Genomic DNA, 17654 nt, shown 5'->3' with positions numbered 1-17654 from the left:
CTGTATTAGGTACTTAATACAGTAGCACAAGGGCGCCTCTCCTGAAAGACGATGTCCCGGCAGAAGGAGAAGAGCAGCAGTGCCAGGGCCACTGAGGTGATGACCGGACCCACCCACTGCGGGAGGAAGGGGGCCAACGCCACGACGAGCGCCACCGCCTGGAACGCGGCGATCAGTCGCCTGGACTGTCGGAAGGGCAGCGCGCGCAACCAGCCCGGCCGTGCCAGGCCGCCGAGCCAGAACAGGTAGCGCGCCAGCCCGATGACGAGGGCCCACGGGGCGAGCGGGACCACTGCGATGCTCAGGATGAGAAGTACCGCGGAGTCGACCTCCATGTCCCATCGGGACCCGCGCGGGGTGACCGTTCCGGTGCGGCGGGCGACAGCGCCGTCGACGGCATCGAGGACGGTGGTGGGCACCGCCAGGAGGAAGAGCGGCCAGTTGCGCTGCGGCAGATACCCGAGCAGCGTCATCACGACGAGCACCGCGCACGTCAACCCCAGGGCCGCACGGGTGAGCGTGATCCGGTCCGCCGGGGTCAGCCTCGAGGTGGCCATGGGTTCAGTCCAACAGATCCCGGATCACGCCGTCGGCAAGCAACCGACCTCGCGTGGTCAGCTGCAGATGGGTCTCGGAGCGCACCACCAACCCCTGCCGCACCATCTCGTCGACGCGTGCGAGTTCCGACGGCGTGAGGACGCCCAGGTCGAGACCTTCGGCGAGGCGCAACTCGAGCAGCACGCGCTCGACCCGCCTGTCGTCGTCACCCAACACCTCACGGGCCAGGGCCGGGGACTCGCCTTCGGCGAGGGAGCCAGCGTAGCTGCGCGGGTGCTTGCGATTCCAGAAGCGCACCCCGCCGATGTGCGAGTGCGCGCCGGGCCCGATCCCCCACCAGTCGTGGCCACGCCAGTAGGCGAGGTTGTGGCGGCACTCGCCACCCGGGCGTGCCCAGTTGCTGACCTCGTAGTTCACGAAGCCGAGGGCGGTGAGCGCTTCGTCGGCAACGAGGTACTTGTCCGCCAGATCGTCGTCGTCCGGCATCGGGATCTCACCGCGGCGCACCTGCAGTGCGAGGCGGGTGCCCTTCTCCACGATGAGGGAGTAGGCGCTGACGTGGTCGACGGGGGTGGCCGTCACGGCGTCGAGGCTGGTGCGCCAGTCCTCCATGGATTCCCCAGGTGTGCCGTAGATGAGGTCCAGCGAGATGTGTTCGAAACCGGCGTTGCGGGCCCAGTGGGCCGCGTCGAGGCCTCGACGCGGGGTGTGGACGCGCTCGAGCACCGCCAGCACCTCCGGGACGGCTGATTGGAAGCCCAGCGACAGGCGGGTGAAGCCCCCCTCGCGCAGCTGCGCCAGGTAGGCGGGGGTGAGGGTGTCCGGGTTGGCCTCAGTGGTGACCTCGGCACCAGGCACCAGGCCGAACCGCTCATCGATGGCGGCGAGGAGGCCGGTGAGCGCCTCCGCGGGCAGCATCGTGGGGGTGCCGCCACCGAAGAACACCGTCTCGACGGGGCGCTCCCCCAGGATGCGCGACGCGAGGTCGAGTTCGGCGTGGGCAGCGCCGAGGTAGGTGTCGGGCGAGAGGTCGCCGAGCTCGCTGGGCGTGTAGGTGTTGAAGTCGCAGTAGCCGCATCGGGTGCGGCAGAAGGGCACGTGCACATACAGCGACAGCGGCGCTTCCACTGTCAGCGCGGAGGCGGGAAGCGAGCCGTCGGCCGGTGCTGGGTCGCCATCTGGGAGTTGTGCCACCGCCTCAGCCTAGACGGTGCCCTCGAGGTGTCCGCCACCAGCGAAAAAACCGTGTTGGGGGCTCATGTCGGCCACTGTTGTGGGAAGGTTGCCCCCATGAAGCTCAACCGACGCACCTTGTTGATCGGCGGCGGCAGTCTGGCCGCAGCCGCCACCCTTGCCGCTTGTGGGGACAACAACCCCATCGGCGCCGACCCCACCACCGATGGTGGGGCCACCACCCCCGCCACCGATCCCACGAACGGCGGCGCCACCGAGACCGCCGACGCCCCCCACCACCGATGGTGGGGCCACCACCCCCGCCACCGATCCCACGAACGGCGGCGCCACCGAGACCGCCGACGCCCCCGGCGGTGACGTCACGCTCCAGCAGTGGTACCACGAGTACGGCGAGGCAGGGGTCAAGGAGGCCGTCGAACGCTACGCGGCCGAGTACCCCGACGCCACCGTCGAGGTGAAGTGGACCCCTGGCGACTATGCCCAGATCCTCGCGGCGCAGTTGCTCACCGATGACGTCCCAGACGTCTTCGAGGTGGAGCAGGGTGGTTCGCTGGACATGATCCGCGCGGGCCAACTCGAGCCGCTGAACGACATCATGGATCCGGTGCTGGCCGACTTCAACCCGTCGGTGATCGACCGGTTCATGTTCGAGGGCAAGATCTACGGCGTCCCGCAGACCGTCGACATGCAACTGCTGTACTACCGCCCCTCGCTCCTCGAGGCCGCAGGCGTGAAGCCGCCCACCACGTTCGAGGAGCTCGTCACAGCCGCCAACGCCGTCAAGACCGCCGACATGGGCGGCTTCTACGCCGGCAACGACGGTGGCGTGGGCGTGCTCGGCACGATGTTCATCTGGGCATCCGGCCACGAACAGCTCAACGACGACCGCACTGCGGCCGCCTTCCTGACCGACGACTTCTACAACGCGCTGATCGCCTACCGCGAGTTCTCCGAATCCGGTGGCGTCGTGCAGGCCGCTTCCGGCGAGTGGTACTCGCCTGAGGCCTTCATCAACGAAGAGGCAGCGTTCCAGTGGGGCGGCCTGTGGTCGCTGCCGGAGATCAAGGAGGCGTTCGGCGACGATGTCGACGTCGTCCCCTTCCCGGCCATCGGCCCGAAGGGTCGCCCGGCCGTGCCGTTCGGCGCATTCGGCGCCTGCGTGGCCGCCAAGGGCAAGAACGTCGAGGCCGCGAAGCAGTTCGTCAAGTGGCTGTGGATCGACCAGGAGGACAAGCAGGTCGACTTCTCCGACGCCTACGGCACCCATGTACCCGCCAAGCCGGGCCTCGTGACCCAGGCCACCAAGTTGGCCGACGGTGCCGGTGCGGACGCGGCCAAGTACGTCGCCGAGAACGGCTTCACCAACGACATCATGTGGTCCGGTGCCCTTGGTGAGGCCTTCGGCGCCGCCGTCAGCAACGTGGTGAAGAACGGCGTGGATCCGAAGGCCGAGTTCGCCGGCTTCGAGGAACTGGCCGCCACCGAGCTGGCCAACCTGAAGGGCTGACCCCCTCGTGTGGAGAAGGGTGCGCGGGCACCAGGGCCGCAACCTGTGGTTCCTGGCGTTCGTCGCACCCTTCTTCATCGGTCTGGCGATCTTCGTCTACGTCCCCATCGCCTGGAGCGCCTACTTGTCGTTCTTCGACGCGCGCAACACCGTCAACCCCACGCGCTTCGTTGGCTTCGACAACTACCGCTACCTCTTCAACGACCGGCTGTTCCGCGATTCGCTGAAGGTGTTCGTGCTCTTTGCGGTGTTCATCGTGCCGCTCACCTATGTGTGCTCACTGGGCCTCGCGATGCTGCTGAGCAACCTCAAGTACGGGCAGGCGTTCTTCCGCTCCGTGTTCTTCATCCCGATGGCCGTCAGCTACGTCATCGCGGCCATCGTGTGGCGCTTCGTGTTCTTCAACGGGGCGCGCTTCGGCATGATCAACTCCTTCATCCGCAGCCTCGGTGGCGATCCGGTCAACTGGCTGGGCGGCGGCAACAACCTGTACTGGGTCGCCCTGATCTCGGTGCGATTGTGGCTGCAGGTCGGCTTCTACATGATCTTGTTCATCGCAGGCCTCAACCAGATCCCGCGTGAGACCTATGAGGCCGCCTCCATCGACGGTGCGTCGGGCTGGCGGATGCTGCGGTTCATCACGTTGCCCCAGCTACGCGGCGCCAGCGTCGCGGTCATCATGCTGCTGTTCATCAACGCCTTCCAGGCCTTCGACGAGTTCTACAACATGCTGGGCTCGATCGGCTCCTATCCGCCGTACGGGCGCCCGCCCCTGGTGCACCTGTACCTGATCGCGTTCGGCGGCGGCCAGCAGAACCTGGGCGTCGGTGGTGCCGGCACCATGATCCTGACCTCGATCATCGTCCTGTTCGGCCTCGCCCAGACCTGGGCGCTGGGCCGAGGCCAGGAGAAACCGAAGAAGGTGCGCGCATGAGGCAGAACCGCACCCTCCTGGCCCTGCGCTACGGCGTGCTCATCGCGCTGGCGCTGTTCTTCCTGTTGCCGTTCTACGTCATGGTCCGCAATGCGTTCTCGACGCAGCGCCACATCACCGCGGCGAAGTGGCACTGGCTGCCGGACCAACTCAACCTCACGAACTTCAACAACCTGCTGGCCAACGACACCATCGGCATCGGCCGCGCGCTGTTCAACTCCGCAGTCATGGCCGTGCTGCAGACCGGCGGCACCGTGTTCGTGTCCCTGCTGGCCGGCTACGCTCTGGCCCGCTACACCCACCGGCTCGCGAAGGTCCTCCTCGGGCTGACGATCTTCACCCTGATGGTGCCGGCCACCACCACGTTCCTGCCGATGTTCATCATGACGGCGCAACTCGGCTGGGTGGACACGTTCCGCGGCCTGGTGATCCCCGGCATGTTCTCGGCGTTCGCCACCTACCTGTTCCGTCAGTTCTTCATTGACTTTCCCGTCGAGCTCGAGGACGCCGCGCTGGTCGACGGATGCTCCCCGTGGTCCTCGTTCTGGCGGGTGGTGGTGCCCAACTCGATGGGCATCGTCGCCGCGGTCAGCACCATCATCTTCATCGGCGCCTGGAACGCGTTCCTGTGGCCCACGCTCATCGGCCGCGACGCCACCCGCACCGTGCAGGTGGCCCTCAGCCAGTTCATGACCAGCCAGGGCGTGCGTTATCCGGAGTTGTTCATGGGCTCGCTCGTCGCGGTGCTGCCGATGCTGTTCGTCTTCCTGTTCCTGCAGCGCTACCTGGTGCAGGGGCTCACCACCTCCGGCCTGAAGTAGCTCCTTAGATAGCAGCAAGGAGTATGGCGCGAAGATCGTCCACGCGAGGTTGCACTGGATTGGTACGGGTGCACGTGTCCTCCGCCGCTGCCGCCACCATCGCGTCGATCTGCTCCTGCAGGGCCGCCGTGTCCACCACGTCGAGTCCGGTGAGACGCTCGGGGATTCCAAGGGCGGTGTTGAGCCTCCTGACCGCGCCGATCAGGGTGGTCACCGCTGCGCGTCCGGTGGCGGAGGGCGCCAGGATCCTGCCCAGACGGGCGTAGCGTTCCTTGGCCCGGTCACTGTGCTCAGCGTTGAACTCGATCACGTGGGGCAGGAGGATGGCGTTCAACCGCCCGTGGGCCACATCGAACCGCCCGCCCAGCGCGTGGGCGAGGCTGTGGGTGATACCCAGGCCCACGTTGTCAAATGCCATCGCCGCCAGGCACGAGGCGTTGTGCATGTGCCCCCTGGCCTCCCTGTCGTCCCCGTGGGTGTAGCACCGTGGCAGGTGGGCGAAGACCAGCTCCACAGCCTTCTCCGCCAGCGCGTCGGAGAAATCGCAGGCCTCCAGCGACACGCAGGCCTCCACCGCGTGGGTCAGCACGTCCATCCCGGAGTCCGCGGTGATGCGGGGTGGGACGCCGACCACGACGTCCGGGTCCAAGATCGCCAGCCTGGCCACCATGTCCGTGGAGACGAGCGGGATCTTGGCGTGCGACTGCTCATCGGTGATCACCGCGAAGGAGGTGACCTCCGAGCCCGAGCCGCTGGTGGTGGGGATCGCGACGATGCCGCCGGGGGCACCGAAGCCGGAGTCGAGGGCGGCCTTGTGCATCCCCTTGGCCGCGTCCAGGACCGAGCCGCCGCCGTAGGCGACGACCACCTCGGGCCCGGCAGCCAGATAGCGTGCCACCCCTTGCGAGATGGTGGCCACCGTCGGGTTCGGCACCACCTCCTTGAACACGCTGACCTCCGGGCCCAGCCTCTGCAGCACACCGGCGAAGGGTTGGGTGGTCGAGAGGAACTCGTCGGTGACCAGCAGCACCGGCGCGTGGGCGAACTCGTCGAGCGCGGCGAGTGCCTCATGCCCGATACGCACCTCGGTGCCGAGCCTGAACTGCTTCATGGTGTACTCCTCGAAAGTTGCTCGCGGAACTCGCTGGGCGTGAGGCCCTCATGCTTCTTGAACGTCCGCGAGAAGTAGTTCGGCGGCTGGAATCCCAACTCGGTGGCGATCCGCAGCACCGGCTTGGTGGTGTGCGTCAGCAGGAACTTGGCCCGCTCCAACCGCTTGGCGGTGACGTAGTTGATGAAGCTCTGACCGGTGTGTTCCTTGAACTGACGCGCGAAGTGGGATTCGGACCACATGAGGTACTCGGCGGCCTTGCCGAGGGTGACGAACGTGGTGGGGTTCCTCTCGATCTCGTTGAGCAGGGAGGCGACGGTGCGCTCACCCGGCAGGAGCGTGGGCTCGACGAGGTTGTGCAGCTGGATCAGGAGCTTCTCGCAGTAGACCTGGGACTCGTAGCGGTTGAGCGGCGCCCGGCGCCGGTTCCTGTTGCGGATGACGCTCTGGGAGATGTCGCGCCCGACCTGCACCCCCTCCCCCGTCGCCAACCCGATGAGCACGTCCTCGTACTCCGCGAGCTCAGACGGGTGGATCTTCTGGCTCCACCGCGGCAACAGTCCGTCAAGGTATCTGGTGAGCAGGTCCAGATTGGCGCCGACGTCTGCGGCCTGGAGGTTGGCGGCCAGCGCCTGCGCGTCGAGCCGAGGCGTCGGGCAGGCATTCACCAGCACCAGCGGCAGATGCGTGCGGGTGCCAGCCAGCGGCGACTCGTCGTCGTGGGGCGCGCGCACCCGCCCCAGGTACAGGCCGGTCCCGATGTTGTAGGTGGTGTTGCTCTGGCCCAGCGCATCGTTGGCCAGTTTCACGATCTTCTCGGCCGCAGACTCCAGCTTGGACAACTGCACCACCTTGATGCTGGACAGCAGCTCATCGGCCTCTTCACCGACTTCTGCGGACAGGCCGCCCGCCTGCATCAGCCTGCCCAGCGATTCCTGCCCCCGGTCGAGGAACACCTGCCCGGCGAGAATCGCGCCGAGGAAGTGCTGGGACATCATGATCGACACCGAGAAGTCGACCAGCCCCGCATGGCACCGGTACACGAAGGGTTTGCCCTCGATGGCGGACTGGAATCCGCCGTGGGCGTCGCAGGAGAAGCACAACCGACGCACCTGTGGGTCACGGCGCAACAGCTTGCACAGCGGGCTGAACTCGGAGGCCTGCGTAACGGGGCTACCCATCGAATCCACCGTGATCATGGCCAGGCCCGTGTCAGCGGCGAACTCGTCCTGGATCCCCTGCAGCTTCGTGACGTCGACGAGATTGCGCAGGTGCAGGCCGTAGGGGGCGACATCCCCCAGCGTCACGTTCGGCACAGCGCCTCCCGGACGTCGTCGAAACCGCGGCCGGAGAGGGAGTCGACCGCGTAGATGCGCTCTGCACCAGCTTGCGCAAGCTGCTCTTCCGCGGCAGCGATCTGGGTGGGGCTGGCCAGATCGATCTTGGTGACGATCCCGATCGTGGGCTTGTTGAACGAGATAGCGAAGCCCGGAGGGATACGGTTCCCATCGCTGGTGGGATCCAGCATCATCACCACGGTGTCGACGTCGTACGCAACCACCTGGAGTGCCCGCCGGAGCCGGCCGTACTCAAGGTATTCACCGGGAGTGTCGATGACGCCGTCGAAGGCCTCGATCGACTGGGTCTTGGCGTAATCGATGTCCTGCTCCATCAGTTGCTGCCGGAACGTGGTCTTCCCTGCACCGATGCTGCCCACGAGAAGAAGCGTCGAGTCCACGACACTCACGTCCTGGTCAGCGGCGCGGGCGTGAACCCGAGGACCCCTTCGAGGGTCTCGACGACGCCGCGCACGGCGGACTCGACGTCGGTGAGGCGCCCCACCACGAGCAGGGATCCGGAGAAGCGGTCGACGAAGGCCAACTCGACCCCGGAGGCCTTGGTCGCCACATCAGCGGCAATGACAGCGGCCTCTCCGGGGGTCAGGGTGAGCACGCCGATGGCGCCCCGGGTCTTCGACGTCAACCCCAGTTTCGCGTACAGCGGCTCATCGGGGTTGGCGATGATGTGGGCCAGCGTGACCTGCTTTCCAGGCACGAACTCCTGAATGATGCGTTGCTTCGCCGTGGCGTCCATGACTTCCTCGTCTCTCACCTTTGACCTACTGTAACTACTGCCCCGCGCGCCGCCAAAGGCACCCCGAGCTAGAGCATGATTGTGTAACACCTGGCCGCATCCGTGTACCCGAAGCCTGCCTAGATTGTTGAGGAAGTAGCCAGACTCGGCACTTTCGAACAAAGGAGTTCACACATGCAAGAAGCACTCGGCATGGTCGAGACCAAGGGATTCGTGGGTGCCGTCGAAGCGGCCGACGCCATGGTGAAATCGGCCAACGTCACCCTCATCGGCAGCGAGAAGATCGGCGCGGGATTCGTGACTGTGCTGGTGCGCGGCGACGTGGGCGCCGTCAAGGCCGCCACGGACGCCGGGGCAGCCTCCGCCGCCAAGGTGGGCGAACTCGTCAGCGTGCACGTGATCCCCCGCCCCCATAACGACGTCGAGAAGATCCTCCCCACCGGGAGTAAGTGAGGCATCCCATGTCAGACGAAATGATCAACAAGGTCATGGCAGAGGTCATGAAGAAGATGGGTAACGCGGCCCCTGCCGATACCTCCCCCGCAACCGGATCGCGCCCCGCTGCCACCGAGTTCGTCGGCACCAATGCGTTGGGCGACACGATCGGCCTGGTCATCGCCAACGTCGATCCCCAACTGCACGAGATGATGAAGTTGGAATCCAGGTACCGCTCCATCGGCATCATCGGCGCCCGCACCGGCGCAGGCCCGCAGATCTTCGCCGCTGACGAAGCCGTCAAGGCCACCAACTGCGAAATCCTCGTCATCGAGTTGCCACGCGACACCAAGGGCGGCGCCGGCCACGGCTCGCTCATCGTCTTCGGCGCCGAGGACGTCTCCGACGCCCGCCGCGCCGTCGAGGTCACCCTGGAGGAGCTCGACCGCACCTTCGGCGACGTCTACGGCAATGACGCGGGCCACCTCGAGTTCCAGTACACCGCCCGCGCCTCCTACGCCCTGAACAAGGCCTTCGGCGCGCCCCTGGGCAAGAGCTTCGGCATCACCGTCGGCGCGCCCGCCGCCATCGGCGTCGTGCTGGCCGACACCGCGGTGAAGGCCTCCACCATCGAGGTGGTTGCCTACTCCAGCCCGGCCTCCGGCACCAGCTACACCAACGAGGTCATCTCGGCCTTCAGCGGCGACTCCGGCGCGGTTCGCCAGGCGATCATCGCAGCCCGCGATGTCGGGCGCGCGCTGCTGGGTGCCCTGGGCAGCGAACCCACGTCGACGACCACCCCCTACATCTGAGGTTTCCCATGCGATCCAAGAGATTCGAGGTGCTGGACAAGCGTCCAGTCAACCAGGACGGGTTCGTCACCGAATGGGCCGAGGTCGGCCTCATCGCGATGGACAGCCCCAACGACCCCAAACCGTCGCTGAAGATCCGCGACGGCGTCGTCGTCGAACTCGACGGGAAGTCCCGCGACGAGTTCGACATGATCGACACCTTCGTGGCCACCTACGGCATCAACCTGGAGCGCGCCGAAGAGGCGATGGCCATGGACTCGCTACAGGTGGCGCGCATGCTGTGTGACATCAACGTGCCACGCTCCACGATCATCCCACTCACCACGGCCATGACCCCGGCGAAGCTCACCGAGGTCGTCAGTCAGATGAGCGTGCTGGAGATGATGATGGCAGCCACCAAGCTGCGTGCCCGCAGGACGCCTGCCAACCAGTGCCACGTCACCAACATCGCCGACAACCCTGTACAGATCGCCGCCGACGCCGCCGAGGCCGCCATCCGCGGGTTCGCCGAGGAGGAGACCACGCTGGGCATCGTGCGCTACGCGCCGTTCAACGCGTTGAGCATCCTCGTCGGCTCCCAGACCGGCCGCCCCGGCATCCTCACCCAGTGCTCGTCCGAAGAGGCCACCGAGCTGGAGCTCGGCATGCGAGGCCTGACCTCCTACGCGGAGACCGTCAGCGTCTACGGCACCGAGGACGTCTTCATGGACGGCGACGACACGCCGTGGTCCAAGGCCTTCCTCGCCTCCTCATACGCGTCGCGAGGCCTGAAGATGCGCTTCACCTCCGGCACCGGCTCCGAGGTGCAGATGGGCTTCGCCGAGGGCAAGTCGATGCTGTACCTCGAGTCCCGCTGCCAGTTCATCACCAAGGCGGCCGGCTCCCAGGGCACCCAGAACGGCTCTGTCAGCTGCGTGGGCGTGCCGGCCGCGGTGCCGCAGGGCGTCCGCGCCATCCTGGCGGAGAACCTCATCGCGATGATGCTCGATCTGGAATGCGCCTCCAGTAACGACCAGACCTTCACGCACTCGGACCTGCGCCGGGTGGCGCGTTCCCTGATGCAGTTCGTGCCGGGCACGGACTTCATCTGCTCGGGATACTCCTCCACGCCGAACTACGACAACATGTTCGCCGGCTCGAACTGGGACGCGGAAGACTACGACGACTGGAACATCATCCAGCGCGACCTGCACATCGACGGTGGGCTGAGGCCCGTGCTGGAAGCCGACGTCATCGCCATCCGCAACAAGGCGGCCAAGGCGCTCCAGGCCACCTTCCGCGAGCTCGGCCTCACCGAGATCACCGACGAAGAGGTAGAGGCCGCCACCTACGCGCACGGCTCCAAGGACATGCCCAAGCGCAACGTCGTGGAGGACCTGAAGTCCACCGCAGACATGATGAAGCGCGGCATCACCGGCATGGACGTGGCGCAGGCCCTCTCCCGGGGCGGGTACGAGGACGTGGCCAACGCCGTGTTCAACCTGCTCAAGCGCCGGGTGGCCGGCGACTACCTGCACACCGCGGCGATCTTCGACGAGAACTTCAACGTCGACTCCGCCGTCAACAACCCGAACGACTACGCGGGCCCCATGACCGGCTACCAGATGTCGGATGAGACCTGGGAACTGATCAAACAGGTCCGCCAGGCCGTCACGCCAGAGAGCATCTGAGGTGAGCGTCATGGATCAGACAGCCATCAAGTCACTGATCGAGCAGGTCATCCGCGAGATCGTGGCCGAACGGGGCGGCACCACCCCGCCGCCGAGCCCACCGTCGAGCCCCACCGCCACGGTCACGCTGAACGAGACCGGCGCAGCCGAACGCGGTCAGGACCCCAGGGAGGTCGTGATCGGACTGTCGCCGGCGTTCAGCTCCGACATCTTCGAGACGATCATCGGCCTGCCCCACGGCCAGGTGCTTAAGGAGATCGCCGCAGGCATTGAGGAGGAGGGCCTCACACACCGGATCGTCAAGATCTACCGCACGGCCGACGTCGGCTTCGTCGCCCACGAGGCGGCCAAGCTCTCCGGCTCCGGCGTCGGGATCGGCATCCAGTCCCGCGGCACGACGGTGATCCACCAACGCGACCTGGCGCCGCTGAGCAACCTCGAGCTGTTCAGCCAGGCCCCGCTGATCGATCTGGAGACCTTCCGGGCCATCGGGAAGAACGCCGCCAAGTACGCCAAGGGCGAATCCCCCAGCCCCGTGCCGGTGCGCAACGACCAGATGGCCAGGCCGAAGTACCAGGCGATCGCCGCCCTGCTGCATAACAAGGAGACGAAGTTGTGCCAGCTCAGCAAGAAGACCCAGGCCGTCACGGCCGCTTACGTCTAGGACACTGACATGGATCAAGAGCAACTCATCCGCAACATCATGAGCGAGGTCATGAAGAACCTCGGCAACGAGCAGGTGACCTTCAAGAAGTCGGACACCGGGCCGCAGCGCTCCACAGGTTCGGGCAACCGGGTAGGCGTCGCGCAGTACCCGCTGGCGGAGAAGCACCCCGAGATGGTGGTCAGCAACAGCGGCAGGAAACTCACCGAACTCACCTTCGACAAGGTCAAGTCCGGCGACCTCAAGCCCGAGGACTTCCGGATCTCCCCGGAGACACTCGAGCTGCAGGCCCAGGTGGCCGAGGATTCGGGGCGGCCCTCGCTGGCCCGTAACCTCCGCCGGGCTGCAGAGCTGGTCCCTGTGGCCGACGAGCGGCTGCTGGCCATCTACGATGCGCTGCGGCCGTACCGTTCCACCAAGCAGGAGCTCTACGACATCGCCTCCGAGTTGGAGAGCAAGTACAGCGCCAAGGTCTCGGCCGGTTTCATCCGCGAAGCGGCCGACGTCTACGAGGCACGCGGGCGTCTCCGCGGCGACGACTGACGGGAGATCCCTGCGATGGGTGTAGTGGCCGGCATCGACATCGGCAACGCGACGACCGAGGTCGCGTTGGCGGAGAGTCGCGGCGCGGAACTGGTCTTCCTGGCCAGCTCCACCATCCCCACCACGGGGATCAAGGGCACCGACGCCAACCTCAAGGGCGTCTTCCACGCCCTGAAGGTGGCCCTCGACGAGGCGGGCCGTGAGCTCCACGAGTTGGACCAGGTCCGCATCAACGAGGCCGCCCCCGTCATCGGCGATGTCGCGATGGAGACCATCACCGAGACGGTGATCACCGAGTCCACCATGATCGGGCACAACCCGGCCACCCCCGGCGGGTTGGGCATCGGGGTGGGCGTCACCGTCGGGCTCGATTCCCTGGGCAGCACGACCGGTGACGACCCGGTGGTGGTCGTCGCCGACCGGGGCGTCGCCTTCGATGAGATCGCGCGGCGCATCAACGATGCGGCAAGGCGACTCACCATCACAGCCGCCATCCTGCAGGCCGACGACGGTGTGTTGGTGCACAACCGGCTCGACCAGAAAATCCCCATTGTCGACGAGGTGCGCCTCATCGACAAGGTGCCGCTGGGCATGCTGTCGGCGGTGGAGGTGGCCGAGGCGGGGCGCATCGTCGAGACCCTGTCGAACCCCTTCGGCATCGCCACCCTGTTCGGCCTCAGCGCCGAGGACACCAAGCAGGTCGTGCCGCTGGCCCGCTCCCTGGTAGGCAACCGCTCCGCCGTCGTGATCAAGACCCCGCAGGGCGACGTGAAGGAACGTCGCATCCCGGCCGGGAAACTCACCTTCAGCGGCACCGTCGGCAGCGCAGAGGTCGACGTCGACCGGGGAGCCGACGAGATCATGGCCGCCTCCGCGAAAGTCAGGGGCCTGACCGACATCACCGGCGAGCCCGGCACGAACGTGGGCGGCATGATGGAGAAGGTCCGCGTCACCATGGGGCAGCTCACCAATCAGGGGCCCAAGGACATCCGCATCACCGATCTGCTCGCGGTCGACACCCAGGTGCCCCGCGCAGTCGCCGGAGGCATCGCGTCCGAATTCTCCATGGAGGCGGCCGTGGGCATCGCCGTCATGGTCAAGACCGACAGCCTGCAGATGCGCAGGATCGCCTCCGAGATGAGCTCGGAGCTGAGCCTCCCCGTGGAGGTCGGTGGCGTGGAGGCCGACATGGCCATCCGCGGCGCCCTCACCACCCCCGGCACCGCCGCCCCGATCGCCATCCTCGACATGGGTGCCGGCTCCACCGATGCGTCGGTGATGCGGGCCAACGGCGAGATCACGTCGATCCACCTGGCCGGCGCGGGCAACATGGTCACGCTGATGATCCAGTCCGAGCTGGGATTGGAGCTCTTCGACACGGCCGAGGACATCAAGCGCTACCCACTGGCCAAGGTGGAGACCGTCTTCAACATCCGCCACGAGGACGGCACCGTCCAGTTCTTCGACGAACCGCTGCCGCCCAGCGTCTACGCCAGGGTCGTGGTCCTCAAACCCGACGGCATGGTGCCGCTGGAGCTCGATCTCCCCGTCGAGACCATCCGGCAGGTACGCATCCGCGCGAAGGAACGTGTCTTCGTCACCAACGCCCTGCGGGCGTTGCGTCGGGTCAGCCCCACGGAGAACGTGCGAGACATCGATTTCGTGGTGCTGGTGGGCGGCTCCGCGCTGGACTTCGAGATCCCCCAGCTCGTCACCCGCGCGCTCGCCGACTACCGGGTGGTGGCCGGCCGCGCCAACATCCGCGGCACGGAAGGCCCCCGCAACGCCGTGGCCACCGGCCTGGCGCTGAGCTGGGCCGGGGAACGGGGCGGCCATGGTTGAGAACCGCCCCAGCATCGGCCTGCACGTGCACCGCGCCGTCACCGATGCCCAGCTCCGGCACCTGCTCCTCGGCATCGAGGAGGAGGGCGTGCCGGTGGAGCTCACCCGACACGACGAGCTGAATCCCCTGGTGCTCGCGCAGGGGGCCGCCACCGAATCGCGCCTGGGGATCGGGATCGGCGTGTCTCTCGACTATGCGGTGACCACCACCGAGAAACTCCCCGAGCAACGCCCCTATGTGGCGCAGTGGTTCAACCGTGACCAGCTCTTAGACCGGATCATCGGCTCCAATGCCGCCCGGATCGTCAAGCGCATCCCGCTGAGGGGATTCAGCCAAGAAAGGAACCAGCCATGGAAGCACTAGGAACCGTCGAGGTCGTCGGCCTGGTGGCCGGCGTCGAAGCCGCGGACGTGGCCTGCAAGACGGCAGACGTACGCCTCGTCGGCTACGAACTGGCCAAGGGCGGAGGCTACGTCACCATCAAGGTGCTCGGCCAGGTCGGCGCCGTCCACGCCGCCGTGGCCGCCGCTGCGGAAGCCGCCGCACGCATCAGCCGCGTGGTGAGCAAGCTCGTCATCCCCCGGCCCAGCGACCAGATCGAGGCGATGGTCTTCAACACCATGACGGTCGGGCACGAGCCTGAGCCCGAACCCACCCCAGAACGCGCCGGGGAAGAAGCCCCGGCGCCGGCGACACCCGCCAACACCACCACCAGGAGGAAGCAATCATGAGCCAAGCACTGGGTCTCGTCGAGACCAAGGGATTCGTAGGCGCCGTTGAGGCCGCCGACGCCATGACCAAATCGGCCAACGTGCAGCTGCTCGGCAGCGAGAAGATCGGCGCGGGCTTCGTGACCGTCATGGTCCGCGGCGACGTCGGTGCCGTGAAGGCCGCCGTCGATGCCGGTTCGGCCGCCGCCGCCAACGTCGGCGAGCTCGTCAGCCAGCACGTGATCCCCCGTCCGCACGCGGACGTCGAGAAGCTGCTGCCGAAGGCCTGAGACGATGTCCGAAGCCGCCCTCATCTCCCAGATCGCCGACAGAGTTCTAGCCAGGCTCAAGGCGAGCGACCCCTCTCAGGTCATCGTGGGCATCTCCAACAGGCACGTGCATCTCTCGGATGCGGATTTCCGTGCGCTGTTCGGCTATGCCGCCCCCAAGGTGAAGAAGGAGGTCCGCCAACGAGGCGAGTTCGCGGCCGAGGAAACCGTCACGTTGCACGGGCCGAAGGGGGCCATGGCGCGGGTCCGCGTCATGGGCCCCAACCGCCCACGCACCCAGGTGGAGTTGAGCCGCACAGACTGCTTCGCCCTGGGCATCGACGCGCCGATGGCGCAGTCCGGTCACCTCGACGACGCCGCGCCCATCGAGATCGAGGGCCCGGCCGGGCGGATTTCGCTCGAGCACGCGGTGATCGTCGCCGGCCGCCACATCCACATGAGCCCGGAGGCCGCCGGCGCGCTGGGCCTGCGGGACCAGGACAGAGTCAGTGTCAGGTTCCCCGGCGAACGCGGGGCCCGTCTGGACAACTTCCTGATCCGCGTCAAGGACTCCTACCTGCCCGAGCTGCACCTCGACACCGACGAGGGCAACGCCGTCGGCGCCCGCACCGGCGACCACGTCGAGATCTGCAGGAACTGAGGACCCGATGATGTCGACCACCCGCCCACCCATCGACCGGTTCGCACGACTCGTGCGCACCGGGCAGGTCGACGCCGGGAAACCCCCGCTGCGGCTCGGGGTGGATCTGGGCACGGCCAACATCGTGCTTGCCCTGGTCGATGGCGGCAACCGCCCGGTGGCCGGTGCCTGGCGGCAGGCCGGCGTCGTGCGCGACGGCGTGATCGTGGACTGGCACGGTGCCGTGACCTGCCTCAAGGAAATCGTCGATGAGATCCGCGCGCGCCTCGGCACCGACCTGCCCCGCTCCGCCGCTGTCGCGATCCCGCCGGGTATCGACGCGGGCACCACTAAGGTGTTCACCAACGTGCTCGAGGCAGCCGGCCTGACGCCCGAAGAGGTGGTCGACGAACCCGTCGCCGCCGCCACGGCGCTCGGTGTCACCGACGGTGCCGTCATCGACATCGGCCACGGGACCACCGGCGTGTCCGTGATCCGTGACTCGCAGTTGGTCCATTCCATCGACGAGGCCACCGGCGGCCACCACATGACGCTGGTCATCTCCGGGGCGCTCGGTGTTCCGTACGAGCGAGCCGAGCGGCTCAAGCGCTCCCCCGGTCAACGCGACACCGTGGCCGGCCTGATCCGGCCCACCCTGGAGAAGATGGCCACGATCGCAGCTGAGGGGCTGCGTGGCCATCAGGTGGAACAGATCCATCTCGTGGGAGGCTCCAGTTCCTTCCCCATCGCGCCCGCGGTGTTCTCCGACGTGCTCGGCCAACCCGTGCACAGGCCGACACATCCCCTTTTCCCCACCCCGCTCGGGGTCGCGATGCGGAGGACGACATGACCGAACAGCAGGTCCGCCAACTGGTGGAATCCATCGTGCGCAGGATGCTGACGGAGTCAGCCCCGCAGCCGCCCGGCCGGCACGGCCTGGTGCTGTTCTCCGGCGCGCAACTCGGCTTAGAGGCCTCCGTAGATGCGTTGGCCAGGCTGCGCGGCCGGCTGGGCCTCGACTGGATCCAGACTCCCAGTGCCGAGCGGGTCCTCGACCAGCAGCGCATCGCCGACGCCGGGCTCACCCCGGCAGCGGCCTCGCTGGTGGCGTCACACGATCTGCTCATCGTGCCGACCCTCACCTCGAACCTCGCGGCCAAGGTGGCCCACGGCGTCGCTGACTGCCTGGCCTCCAACGTCGTGTCCGAATTCATCATGAGCAACAAGCCCGTCGTGGTGGCCACCAATGCCGTGTGCCCCGATTCGGCGGACAAGCGCTCCTGGTTCCCCGCCATCCCCCAGGGCTACGCCGCGCTGCTACGCGGCAACCTCGCCGCGCTGAGGTCCTTCGGGGTGCGGCTCACCACGGCCGAGCACCTGGACGAGGCGGTGCTGCGCGCCGTGACGGGGGGATCCGCCGACCCGGCCCCCCGCACCCCCGAACTGCGCGTCGTCACCGAGGAGAGCCTGGCGGGGGTGCCCGATGGCGCAGTGCTCAGGCTCGCCCCCCGCGCCATCGTCACCGACCTGGCCCGTGAGGCCGCCACCACCCGCAACATCGTGCTTGAACGAAGGAACTGACATGTATCTGGCCCAGGTAACCGGCACGGTCGTCTCGACGAGCAAGGACGAGCGGCTCGTCGGCTTCAAACTGCTCCTCACCCGCCGCCTCGATGAGACCGGAGCCATGACCGGCGATCCAGAGGTCTGCATCGACACGGTGGGCGCGGGCACGGGCGAGACCGTGATCATCACCAAGGGCTCCTCGGCCCGCTTCGCCGCAGACCGTCGCGAGGCCCCGCTGGACGCGACCGTGGTGGGCATCGTCGATGCCGTGGAGATCGGGTAG

The 17654-nt window shown here is 67.1% G+C and carries 22 protein-coding genes; 16 read left to right on the top strand and 6 right to left on the bottom strand.

What is annotated here, in order from left to right:
• Window positions 1-5 precede the first annotated feature (5 nt).
• Window positions 6-557 (bottom strand): CDP-alcohol phosphatidyltransferase family protein, encoded by a 552-nt coding sequence (locus tag BN1186_RS11475; protein WP_052460098.1) that lies wholly within the window; start codon window positions 555-557, stop codon window positions 6-8.
• 4 nt (window positions 558-561) lie between these two features.
• Window positions 562-1752 (bottom strand): radical SAM family heme chaperone HemW, encoded by a 1191-nt coding sequence (gene hemW, locus BN1186_RS11470; protein ID WP_040284213.1) that lies wholly within the window; start codon window positions 1750-1752, stop codon window positions 562-564.
• Between the two features lie 205 nt (window positions 1753-1957).
• Here hemW and BN1186_RS11465 point away from each other — a divergent pair, with 205 nt between their 5' ends.
• From BN1186_RS11465 to BN1186_RS11455, 3 genes are read left to right on the top strand one after another with little or no spacing between them, the layout of a single operon-like run.
• Window positions 1958-3259: an ABC transporter substrate-binding protein gene (locus BN1186_RS11465; RefSeq protein WP_082031360.1), complete on the top strand. Its 1302-nt coding sequence runs from the start codon at window positions 1958-1960 to the stop codon at window positions 3257-3259.
• Window positions 3260-3278: 19 nt separating this feature from the next.
• The gene (locus tag BN1186_RS11460) at window positions 3279-4193 is read left to right on the top strand and encodes a carbohydrate ABC transporter permease (protein WP_139651074.1); all 915 of its coding nucleotides are present in this window, start codon (window positions 3279-3281) and stop codon (window positions 4191-4193) included.
• On the top strand, window positions 4190-5014 hold the full coding sequence (locus tag BN1186_RS11455; protein WP_040284211.1) for a carbohydrate ABC transporter permease: 825 nt from the start codon (window positions 4190-4192) through the stop codon (window positions 5012-5014). Before BN1186_RS11460 ends, BN1186_RS11455 begins: the two co-directional genes overlap by 4 nt.
• Window positions 5015-5018: 4 nt before the next feature.
• Here BN1186_RS11455 and BN1186_RS11450 read toward each other — a convergent pair whose 3' ends face one another.
• From BN1186_RS11450 to BN1186_RS11435, 4 genes are read right to left on the bottom strand one after another with little or no spacing between them, the layout of a single operon-like run.
• A complete protein-coding gene (locus BN1186_RS11450; protein WP_040284210.1) occupies window positions 5019-6125 on the bottom strand; it encodes a 1-propanol dehydrogenase PduQ in 1107 nt (368 codons plus the stop codon).
• Window positions 6122-7441 carry a PocR ligand-binding domain-containing protein gene (locus BN1186_RS11445; protein ID WP_052460097.1) on the bottom strand — a complete coding sequence of 440 codons (1320 nt, stop codon included), beginning with the start codon at window positions 7439-7441 and terminating at the stop codon, window positions 6122-6124. Before BN1186_RS11445 ends, BN1186_RS11450 begins: the two co-directional genes overlap by 4 nt.
• Window positions 7429-7842 (bottom strand): EutP/PduV family microcompartment system protein, encoded by a 414-nt coding sequence (locus BN1186_RS11440; RefSeq protein WP_246043304.1) that lies wholly within the window; start codon window positions 7840-7842, stop codon window positions 7429-7431. Before BN1186_RS11440 ends, BN1186_RS11445 begins: the two co-directional genes overlap by 13 nt.
• A gap of 26 nt (window positions 7843-7868) precedes the next feature.
• Window positions 7869-8237, bottom strand: coding sequence for a BMC domain-containing protein (locus BN1186_RS11435; RefSeq protein ID WP_425471498.1), 369 nt, complete (start codon window positions 8235-8237; stop codon window positions 7869-7871).
• A 156-nt stretch (window positions 8238-8393) separates the two neighbouring features.
• Between BN1186_RS11435 and BN1186_RS11430 the strand changes: the two genes are divergently transcribed.
• From BN1186_RS11430 to BN1186_RS11370, 13 genes are read left to right on the top strand one after another with little or no spacing between them, the layout of a single operon-like run.
• Window positions 8394-8672, top strand: a complete 279-nt coding sequence (locus BN1186_RS11430) for a BMC domain-containing protein (protein WP_040284207.1) — start codon at window positions 8394-8396, stop codon at window positions 8670-8672.
• 8 nt (window positions 8673-8680) lie between these two features.
• Window positions 8681-9466 carry a propanediol utilization microcompartment protein PduB gene (pduB, locus tag BN1186_RS11425; protein ID WP_040284206.1) on the top strand — a complete coding sequence of 262 codons (786 nt, stop codon included), beginning with the start codon at window positions 8681-8683 and terminating at the stop codon, window positions 9464-9466.
• A gap of 8 nt (window positions 9467-9474) precedes the next feature.
• Window positions 9475-11136, top strand: a complete 1662-nt coding sequence (locus BN1186_RS11420; RefSeq protein WP_040284205.1) for a propanediol/glycerol family dehydratase large subunit — start codon at window positions 9475-9477, stop codon at window positions 11134-11136.
• 10 nt (window positions 11137-11146) lie between these two features.
• Window positions 11147-11800 carry a propanediol/glycerol family dehydratase medium subunit gene (locus BN1186_RS11415; RefSeq protein WP_040284805.1) on the top strand — a complete coding sequence of 218 codons (654 nt, stop codon included), beginning with the start codon at window positions 11147-11149 and terminating at the stop codon, window positions 11798-11800.
• 9 nt (window positions 11801-11809) lie between these two features.
• Window positions 11810-12343, top strand: a complete 534-nt coding sequence (locus BN1186_RS11410) for a diol dehydratase small subunit (RefSeq protein ID WP_040284204.1) — start codon at window positions 11810-11812, stop codon at window positions 12341-12343.
• 15 nt (window positions 12344-12358) lie between these two features.
• Window positions 12359-14185 (top strand): diol dehydratase reactivase subunit alpha, encoded by a 1827-nt coding sequence (locus tag BN1186_RS11405; RefSeq protein WP_040284203.1) that lies wholly within the window; start codon window positions 12359-12361, stop codon window positions 14183-14185.
• A complete protein-coding gene (locus tag BN1186_RS11400; RefSeq protein WP_052460096.1) occupies window positions 14178-14549 on the top strand; it encodes a glycerol dehydratase reactivase beta/small subunit family protein in 372 nt (123 codons plus the stop codon). Before BN1186_RS11405 ends, BN1186_RS11400 begins: the two co-directional genes overlap by 8 nt.
• Window positions 14537-14917, top strand: a complete 381-nt coding sequence (locus BN1186_RS11395) for a BMC domain-containing protein (RefSeq protein WP_052460095.1) — start codon at window positions 14537-14539, stop codon at window positions 14915-14917. The genes BN1186_RS11400 and BN1186_RS11395 overlap by 13 nt, the downstream gene beginning before the upstream one ends.
• Window positions 14911-15186 carry a BMC domain-containing protein gene (locus tag BN1186_RS11390; RefSeq protein ID WP_040284202.1) on the top strand — a complete coding sequence of 92 codons (276 nt, stop codon included), beginning with the start codon at window positions 14911-14913 and terminating at the stop codon, window positions 15184-15186. Before BN1186_RS11395 ends, BN1186_RS11390 begins: the two co-directional genes overlap by 7 nt.
• A gap of 4 nt (window positions 15187-15190) precedes the next feature.
• Complete coding sequence (gene pduL, locus BN1186_RS11385) at window positions 15191-15826, top strand: phosphate propanoyltransferase (protein ID WP_040284201.1); 636 nt, start codon at window positions 15191-15193, stop codon at window positions 15824-15826.
• Window positions 15827-15836: 10 nt separating this feature from the next.
• Window positions 15837-16655, top strand: a complete 819-nt coding sequence (eutJ, locus tag BN1186_RS11380) for an ethanolamine utilization protein EutJ (protein WP_040284803.1) — start codon at window positions 15837-15839, stop codon at window positions 16653-16655.
• Window positions 16652-17386 carry a flavoprotein gene (locus BN1186_RS11375; RefSeq protein WP_040284200.1) on the top strand — a complete coding sequence of 245 codons (735 nt, stop codon included), beginning with the start codon at window positions 16652-16654 and terminating at the stop codon, window positions 17384-17386. Before eutJ ends, BN1186_RS11375 begins: the two co-directional genes overlap by 4 nt.
• Window position 17387: 1 nt before the next feature.
• Window positions 17388-17654: a EutN/CcmL family microcompartment protein gene (locus BN1186_RS11370; protein WP_040284199.1), complete on the top strand. Its 267-nt coding sequence runs from the start codon at window positions 17388-17390 to the stop codon at window positions 17652-17654.

This window comes from Tessaracoccus massiliensis (assembly GCF_000826065.2).
Taxonomy (GTDB): Bacteria; Actinomycetota; Actinomycetes; order Propionibacteriales; family Propionibacteriaceae; genus Arachnia; species Arachnia massiliensis_A.
The sequence above is the reverse complement of the archived record's forward strand: the minus strand, read 5'-3'. Positions and strand labels throughout refer to the sequence as shown.

Bases quoted from the DNA above. Each gene is read 5' to 3' on its own strand.
- BN1186_RS11430 (WP_040284207.1), top strand. From the start codon at position 8,394: ATGCAAGAAGCACTCGGCATGGTCGAGACCAAGGGATTCGTGGGTGCC.
- BN1186_RS11400 (WP_052460096.1), top strand. From the start codon at position 14,178: ATGGTTGAGAACCGCCCCAGCATCGGCCTGCACGTGCACCGCGCCGTC.
- BN1186_RS11415 (WP_040284805.1), top strand. From the start codon at position 11,147: ATGGATCAGACAGCCATCAAGTCACTGATCGAGCAGGTCATCCGCGAG.
- BN1186_RS11370 (WP_040284199.1), top strand. From the start codon at position 17,388: ATGTATCTGGCCCAGGTAACCGGCACGGTCGTCTCGACGAGCAAGGAC.
- BN1186_RS11420 (WP_040284205.1), top strand. From the start codon at position 9,475: ATGCGATCCAAGAGATTCGAGGTGCTGGACAAGCGTCCAGTCAACCAG.
- BN1186_RS11395 (WP_052460095.1), top strand. From the start codon at position 14,537: ATGGAAGCACTAGGAACCGTCGAGGTCGTCGGCCTGGTGGCCGGCGTC.
- BN1186_RS11450 (WP_040284210.1), bottom strand. From the start codon at position 6,125: ATGAAGCAGTTCAGGCTCGGCACCGAGGTGCGTATCGGGCATGAGGCA.
- BN1186_RS11410 (WP_040284204.1), top strand. From the start codon at position 11,810: ATGGATCAAGAGCAACTCATCCGCAACATCATGAGCGAGGTCATGAAG.
- BN1186_RS11405 (WP_040284203.1), top strand. From the start codon at position 12,359: ATGGGTGTAGTGGCCGGCATCGACATCGGCAACGCGACGACCGAGGTC.
- BN1186_RS11465 (WP_082031360.1), top strand. From the start codon at position 1,958: ATGGTGGGGCCACCACCCCCGCCACCGATCCCACGAACGGCGGCGCCA.
- pduB (WP_040284206.1), top strand. From the start codon at position 8,681: ATGTCAGACGAAATGATCAACAAGGTCATGGCAGAGGTCATGAAGAAG.
- BN1186_RS11475 (WP_052460098.1), bottom strand. From the start codon at position 557: ATGGCCACCTCGAGGCTGACCCCGGCGGACCGGATCACGCTCACCCGT.
- BN1186_RS11375 (WP_040284200.1), top strand. From the start codon at position 16,652: ATGACCGAACAGCAGGTCCGCCAACTGGTGGAATCCATCGTGCGCAGG.
- pduL (WP_040284201.1), top strand. From the start codon at position 15,191: ATGTCCGAAGCCGCCCTCATCTCCCAGATCGCCGACAGAGTTCTAGCC.
- BN1186_RS11455 (WP_040284211.1), top strand. From the start codon at position 4,190: ATGAGGCAGAACCGCACCCTCCTGGCCCTGCGCTACGGCGTGCTCATC.
- eutJ (WP_040284803.1), top strand. From the start codon at position 15,837: ATGTCGACCACCCGCCCACCCATCGACCGGTTCGCACGACTCGTGCGC.